Origin of the sequence: Geminocystis sp. GBBB08 (assembly GCF_016743215.1) — a bacterium.
Lineage (GTDB): Bacteria > Cyanobacteriota > Cyanobacteriia > Cyanobacteriales > Cyanobacteriaceae > Geminocystis.
The window spans coordinates 1-6583 of the sequence record NZ_VRZC01000191.1 but is presented as its reverse complement, the minus strand read 5'-3'; the positions used below and the strand labels follow the sequence as shown (position 1 = coordinate 6583).

Sequence of the window (6583 nt, the reverse complement as noted above, 5' to 3'; positions counted from 1 at the left end):
CCTTTAGTCGCTTTACCCAAATTTCAGGATATGAAAATTAGCATTGCACCTGATGGATTTGGGATATTATTTGATCAATTAATCACAGAAAATGATGTACCTCAAAACTCTTTAAAAACTGCTTTACCTGATGATGAATTATTGACTGATTCTGCTGAATTAATTTTAAGTAGCAGATTATGGTTATTAGCATTACCCTCCCAAGAATCAACACAACCGCAACTAGAAGAATTACCGATCGCTGGATTTAAACCTCAATGGAGTCCTTAAGTAACCTAAATTGGCTTTAAAAATAGGTGATGACTGACTCTCGTTGACGTGGCAGACTAAGTAAACAGGGAGATTATGTCTTTTATCAATGAATAATAAGTACTCGTGCAAAATAGATTGTGAATTTTTAAATTAATTAAAATAACATACAATCCTTGTTGCCTATTGCTTATTATCTTTTGTATTTCATAAAGTAAACATACAATTAATTTTGCCTACTTACTTATTCTCTCAAATGTCTTTCACGATTTTTCTTCTGTCGAACGGAGATTTACAGCCATTTTCAGATCAATGAACCACAAAATTTTATTATAAATGTAGGGTGAGGTGTGCATCGCAATATTGGGGTGTAGTTTGCCAATTTAAAAAACGCTGTAAGTAATGATAATTCCTAATTCGATAATTCCTAATTCCTAATTATTGCTAATTGCTTAATATTGCTCCTTAATTAAAATCCATTCATAACCGTTAGCAATGCCTTGGAAATAATCTGCCATAGTTTCGATGGGATAAGGTGTATTACCAGTTTCACCAAACCAGCGATCGTAAATATCAATGGCACTTGGTGTATCCGTTACGACACCTTGCATAAATTTAACGATGCTATAATTAACAATATCTCGCCACTGAGAGTCATTTTCAGGAAGAGTACAAGCATAGGATTCAATCATATAAGGAAATTCAGGTACAATTTCGTAACTATTAGACTTATCTCCTTGTTTTTTAAGGGCTTGTAATAGAATTCCATCCCCAGCAAAACCATCAATTTCGCCTTTTTGTAATTTTTGCCAACCTTCTTCTTCACTGGTTACAGGGATCAAATTCGCTCTTTGAGCAAATGTTTTCATAGCTTTTTCATTAGTAGTTTTAGGAATTACGCCAATTTTTGCTCCTACGAGAGACTCACTATTAGCAAAACCACTACCTTTTTTAACAATCATTTGTGTGCCACTAGCAAAATAACTAACGGAAAAATCAACTATTTTATCTCTTTCCCACGTCACCGTAGTTGAACCACATTCGATGGCAATATCACCATTTTTGATTTTGTCAAAGCGATTATTAGTATCAATTTTGATTAATTCTAATTTAATGGGTTTTCCTAATTGTTCTTGGGTATGAGTGCGAATTAACTCTAATATATCAAGAGAATAACCCACAGGCTTCCCTTGATTATCGACAAAAGCAAAAGGAGGAGTATCAATACGATAACCTGCCCTAATTATCCCTGCTGTTTTAATTTGGTTTAAAACTTCACCGGCAAAAACAGGTATTTGTACACCACAAATTAAAGAAAAAGATAATCCTATCGGAATCAGTTTTTTGAACATTATTTATCAAGGTAAATTACTAATTATTAATTGATAAGTACCAGTGCAGAATAAATTTTATCTAAGCAATGGAAGACAAAGAGTTTAAACCCCTTGTTACTGTTTGTTTTCCTAGATTGCTCAAAAATAAAATAGACAATTAATTTTGCTTACCTATTTATCGCAATCCTAAATTATTGGTTAAAAATCAATGATGAAAAAAACTTATCTGAGATGAATACAAGGAATTGAAGATAACAATATTATTGTGTTTTACAATTATTACTTATTACTTATTAGCTATGACTTAGGGAATAACGGTTTCTTTTTTCACTGGCTCGTCTTTAAAGACGAATTTTAGTAATGGAGGTGCAATAAAAGTTGTTGCAATTACCATAACGATAATAGCGGCATCTGTAGCTGGATCTAATGCACCACTAGCGGAACCGACTCCGGCAAAAACTAAACCGACTTCTCCCCTAGGTATCATGCCGACACCAATAGCCAATTTATTGAGGGTTGCTTGTCCCCAAACTGTATAACCAGTAATTACTTTACCTACAATAGCTGCTATAATTAAGAAAGAAGCAATAATTAAACCTTCACGATTACTAGGAATAGCTGGGTTTAAGACGCTTAAATCAGTTTTTGCACCGACACAAACGAAGAATATTGGTACAAAAATATCAGCAACGGGAATAATTTGTTTTTCTAATTCCTTGCGTTTTTCCGTTTCAGCTAAGACTAAACCAGCGGCAAATGCCCCTAAAATGGCTTCTAGTTGAATGACATTAGCTATATAGGATAAAATAAAAGCAAAGATAATGCCAGTGATAAGGATACTTCCTCTAGTTTCCATGTTGTTAACCAGACTGACTAACCAAGGACTAATTAAGCGACCTAGTAAAATAGTACCAATTAAAAAAGTAGCGGCGGTAATAATTAGATAGATAATTTGACTAACTTGTACTTCTCCGGTTTTGGCTAAACTGGCAACTACAGCTAAAACGATAATTCCTAAAATATCATCTAATACTGCTGCACCAATGATAATTTGTCCTTCTTCGGAGCTTAATTTTCCTAATTCTGCCAATACTTTTGCCGTAATCCCAATACTTGTAGCGGTTAATGCCGCCCCAGCAAATACAGATGGTACTAGAGGAAGATGGAAAATGTATAATAATCCCAATGTACCGAGAATAAAAGGTACAGCAACGCCTACTACAGCAACGATGGTAGCGGAAGGACCGACTCTAATTAACTCTTTTAAATCAGATTCTAAACCAATTTCAAAAAGTAAGATGATAACGCCTAATTCAGAAAGAACAGAGATAACTTCACTCATGCTATGAAATACTAATTCTTCTGTGGCAGGAGTTAAGTTCGCTGTATTTTCTAGTAATTGAATAATGAGAGAATCTTGTGCACCTAAACCACTTTCAGGAAAAACTAAAAATTTGAAAGCAGAAACACCAATAATGACACCGCCCACTAACTCACCTAAAACGGCGGGGAGTCCGATACGAGAGCATAATTCACCACCTAATTTACTAGCAAAATAAATAATAACTAGACTTAATAAGACACCGGCTAAAATCAAGGAAGGATCAGCTTTTGGTGTTTCTGTAGCCATTGCTAAAACAGGATAAAACCAAGTCATAAATCTCTATTTAGTTTCTAAGTTTATGTTTTTTTGATTGTTTAATTTAACTTATCATAAGGCAATTTAGAAATTAGGAATGAGAAATTAGAAATTGGCACTCAGGTTTAATGGATTTGTAGAAGTTAATAATTACTTATTTTCGGCTTATTTCCCATTATAAGTTCGGAAACCCGTACAGTTAAGGTACTTGCTATGACAATGAATTTTCGGTTAAATTAGCACTCGTAAGATGAGAGCGCTAAAAATAAAACGACTCACTAAAAACCATAATTAACCTAAAATAAGGAGTTAAAAATCAATGGCTGCAATTACCATTAATGTATCAACAGTAAAACCTTTAGGCGATCGAGTATTCGTAAAAGTCAGTGAAGCAGAAGAAAAAACTGCCGGTGGAATTTATTTACCTGACAACGCCAAAGAAAAACCCCAAATAGGTGAAGTTGTTACCGTAGGGGATGGTAAAGTAAATGATAAAGGAGAACGTACTGCTGTGGAAGTTAAAGTTGGCGATAAAGTACTTTACTCCAAATACGCAGGTACAGATATTAAACTAGGAACTGATGACTATGTTTTACTCTCCGAAAAAGACATTCTCGCCGTAGTATCCTAACCTCTTATATTCAATCCTTAAGACGTTATTAAAAAAGGAAAAAACCCTTTTGCGTCTTTGCGCCTTTGCGAGAAAAAACCAAAAATATCAAAAAAATTACAAAAAATAGAAAGAACTAATTATGGCAAAATCAATTATTTACAACGAAGAAGCCCGTCGTGCGCTCGAAAAAGGGATCGACTTATTAGCAGAAGCAGTAGCTGTGACTTTGGGTCCAAAAGGACGTAACGTAGTATTAGAGAAAAAATTTGGAGCACCTCAAATCATTAATGACGGTGTTACCATCGCTAAAGAAAGTGAATTAGAAGATCACATCGAAAATACTGGTGTAGCTTTAATTCGTCAAGCCGCTTCTAAAACCAATGATGTTGCCGGTGACGGTACAACAACCGCTACTGTGTTGGCTCATGCCATCGTGAAAGAAGGATTACGCAACGTTGCCGCCGGTGCTAACCCCATCGCCCTCAAACGTGGTATCGACAAAGCTACAGAGCATTTAGTCGAAAAAATTGCGGCTCATGCTAGAAAAGTAGAAGATAGCAAAGCCATTGCCCAAGTGGGGACAATTTCCGCAGGTAATGACGCTGAAGTTGGCGATATGATTGCTAAAGCTATGGATAAAGTTGGACAAGAGGGCGTAATTTCTCTTGAAGAAGGCAAATCCATGGAAACCGAACTCGAAATCACCGAGGGTATGCGTTTTGATAAAGGTTACATCTCTCCTTACTTCGTAACCGATACCGAGCGTATGGAGGCAGTATTTGAAGATCCTTTCATCTTGATTACTGACAAAAAAATTACCTTAGTACAAGACTTAGTACCTGTTTTAGAACAAGTGGCTCGTCAAGGTAAACCCTTAATTATCATCGCTGAAGACATCGAAAAAGAAGCTCTTGCAACCTTAGTTGTGAACCGTCTTCGTGGTGTTTTAAACGTTGCTGCCGTGAAATCCCCCGGATTTGGCGATCGCCGTAAACAAATGTTAGAAGACATCGCTGTTTTAACTGGTGGACAAATGATCAGCGAAGATGCAGGATTAAAACTAGACACTACCACTGTAGATCAATTAGGTACAGCTCGTCGTGTCACTATTACCAAAGATAGCACTACTATTGTAGCAGAAGGTAACGAAAAAGACGTTAAAACCCGTTGTGATCAAATTCGTCGTCAAATCGAAGAGTCTGATTCTTCCTACGACAAAGAAAAATTACAAGAGCGTTTAGCAAAATTAAGTGGCGGTGTTGCTGTAATTAAAGTAGGTGCAGCGACAGAAACCGAAATGAAAGATCGTAAGTTACGTTTAGAAGATGCTATCAACGCCACTAAAGCGGCAGTAGAAGAAGGTATTGTTCCAGGTGGTGGTACAACCTACGCTCATTTAGCTCCTGAATTAGAAGAATGGGCTAAAGCTAATCTTAGTGCAGAACAGTTAACTGGTGCTTTAATCGTAGCTCGTGCTTTAAATGCCCCATTAAAACGTATTGCTGAAAATGCGGGTCAAAATGGTGCAGTAGTAGCCGAAAGAGTCAAAGAAAAAGACTTCAACACTGGCTATGATGCTTCTAATAACGTGTATATAGATATGTTTGAAGCTGGTATTGTTGATCCTGCAAAAGTAACTCGCTCTGCGATTCAGAATGCGGCATCCATCGCCGGTATGGTATTAACTACCGAGTGTATTATTGTTGATAAACCTGAAAAAGATAAAACTCCCGCTCCTGCCGGTGGTGGTGACTTCGATTACTAAAATCTAAGTTTCAATAAATAATCATAGGGTGGGTCATTTTTGGCTCACCTTTTTTATTTGAGATGCTTAATTAAGGTATTTGTTAATTTTTCCAATTTCAGAGCAATTTCTGTTCTATGACATCTTTGATAATCTATCTCTGCACATAAAAGCAATACATTACCTTTCTGAAGTATTTTAGAAACTTGTAGCAACTCTTTTTCTGCTTCCTCAATAGATGGAGGAATCCAATGACTGTTACCAGATGTATTCCCTAAAGCAATTTTAGATAAATATTTAATATTTTGAGAAAGACAGAGTTTTTCAATACTATCTCCATACCATTTTCTCGACCATGCACGAGGACTTAATCTTATATCAATAACGCAAGTTATATTAAATTCTTGAAGATACTTAAGAAAAATATCATAATCTTTCCGATTTCCATAACCAAAAGTTAATAGCATATTTTAATTGTATAATGTTATAAATTCTAAGAATCAAATAGATTTAAAGTTTTTTGTTCAGATTTAATAATAATTTTCGGAGGATAAAAAATTCCTATAATCATAAAAGTTTTACAATGTTGTTTAAAATTACCTACAATAAAATAAATATCTTTTTTTGAAAGAAAATCATCTTGTAACTTTTGTTTAACTTTAGATACTGCTTCTTTTTCTCTGCTTTGTAATGTCAATGCTTTAGATTTATCTCGGCATCCTCTATAAAGTTGTAAAATTTCCCAATCGCTTATAGTATATTTATGTTGAGTTCCATCAACTTCTGTAAATTGATAACCAAATTGATAAGGAATTTTCTCTAAATCAAAAGATGGTTCAAATAAATCTAACTGATTTAATATATTTTTTTTCCCTTCACTCCATTCACGGTCAGTTTCCTTTGAAAAATATTTTTCGATACTTTTTGGCTTAATTATTCCTAATGATTTCCCTTGAGTTTGAATTTCAGCAACGGAATTGAATTGTAAAGGTAAAACAAAAGAT

Annotated in this window: 5 protein-coding genes and 2 pseudogenes; 3 read left to right on the top strand and 4 right to left on the bottom strand. The window is 35.0% G+C overall.

Annotated elements, in window-relative coordinates; genetic code table 11:
• Nucleotides 1-270 (top strand): annotated as a pseudogene (locus tag FWJ34_RS17170) (hypothetical protein); the annotation flags it as partial.
• A gap of 431 nt (nt 271-701) precedes the next feature.
• Here FWJ34_RS17170 and FWJ34_RS17165 read toward each other — a convergent pair.
• Both FWJ34_RS17165 and FWJ34_RS17160 read right to left on the bottom strand, forming a co-directional pair.
• Nucleotides 702-1601 carry an amino acid ABC transporter substrate-binding protein gene (locus FWJ34_RS17165; RefSeq protein WP_308256565.1) on the bottom strand — a complete coding sequence of 300 codons (900 nt, stop codon included), beginning with the start codon at nt 1599-1601 and terminating at the stop codon, nt 702-704.
• A gap of 286 nt (nt 1602-1887) precedes the next feature.
• A complete protein-coding gene (locus FWJ34_RS17160) occupies nt 1888-3240 on the bottom strand; it encodes a cation:proton antiporter (protein WP_308256564.1) in 1353 nt (450 codons plus the stop codon).
• Between the two features lie 301 nt (nt 3241-3541).
• Here FWJ34_RS17160 and groES point away from each other — a divergent pair, with 301 nt between their 5' ends.
• A complete protein-coding gene (gene groES / locus FWJ34_RS17155; protein ID WP_308256563.1) occupies nt 3542-3853 on the top strand; it encodes a co-chaperone GroES in 312 nt (103 codons plus the stop codon).
• A gap of 121 nt (nt 3854-3974) precedes the next feature.
• On the top strand, nt 3975-5600 hold the full coding sequence (gene groL, locus FWJ34_RS17150; protein ID WP_308256562.1) for a chaperonin GroEL: 1626 nt from the start codon (nt 3975-3977) through the stop codon (nt 5598-5600).
• Nucleotides 5601-5653: 53 nt separating this feature from the next.
• Here the strand turns inward: groL and FWJ34_RS17145 are convergent, their stop codons facing one another.
• Together FWJ34_RS17145 and FWJ34_RS17140 are read right to left on the bottom strand one after the other, a co-directional pair.
• Nucleotides 5654-6046: a DUF488 domain-containing protein gene (locus tag FWJ34_RS17145; protein ID WP_308256561.1), complete on the bottom strand. Its 393-nt coding sequence runs from the start codon at nt 6044-6046 to the stop codon at nt 5654-5656.
• Nucleotides 6047-6072: 26 nt separating this feature from the next.
• Nucleotides 6073-6583: pseudogene (locus FWJ34_RS17140) on the bottom strand (hypothetical protein); the annotation flags it as partial.

What these genes read in the sequence shown, in the direction of transcription:
- FWJ34_RS17145 (WP_308256561.1), bottom strand. Translation starts at nt 6,046, where the DNA reads ATGCTATTAACTTTTGGTTATGGAAATCGGAAAGATTATGATATTTTT.
- FWJ34_RS17165 (WP_308256565.1), bottom strand. Translation starts at nt 1,601, where the DNA reads ATGTTCAAAAAACTGATTCCGATAGGATTATCTTTTTCTTTAATTTGT.
- FWJ34_RS17160 (WP_308256564.1), bottom strand. Translation starts at nt 3,240, where the DNA reads ATGACTTGGTTTTATCCTGTTTTAGCAATGGCTACAGAAACACCAAAA.
- groL (WP_308256562.1), top strand. Translation starts at nt 3,975, where the DNA reads ATGGCAAAATCAATTATTTACAACGAAGAAGCCCGTCGTGCGCTCGAA.
- groES (WP_308256563.1), top strand. Translation starts at nt 3,542, where the DNA reads ATGGCTGCAATTACCATTAATGTATCAACAGTAAAACCTTTAGGCGAT.